Here is a 241-nt window from a genome sequence, read left to right as displayed (position 1 = left end):
GATCAAGGGTTTTCGCTTTGTTACTCGGCAACGAACGCCCCCCGATCTTTCGGTTTGAATACCGAATCTGTAAGGAACTCCGCTACGGTTTCCTCGTCTGCGAAGTGTGGCGTGATGATAGTGCAAACGATCGCACCAGTACTGTCATGAATGAAGAACTCAGCGAGGCCCCCTTCTCCTTCACCACGCGCGATTTGATAAACGGCCTTTACTTTTTTGCCGACCTGATACGACATAGAGA

General features: G+C 50.2%; 1 protein-coding gene. It reads right to left on the bottom strand.

Annotated features, from left to right (window positions below; all coding sequences use genetic code 11):
* Positions 1-20 precede the first annotated feature (20 nt).
* A partial coding sequence (locus AC1RP4_RS08120; protein ID WP_481763297.1) for a hypothetical protein occupies positions 21-241 on the bottom strand: 221 nt, incomplete at its 5' end.

Source organism: Dellaglioa sp. CoH-56-MRSF-10, assembly GCF_056782175.1.
This window is presented reverse-complemented; position numbering and strand designations above follow the sequence as displayed.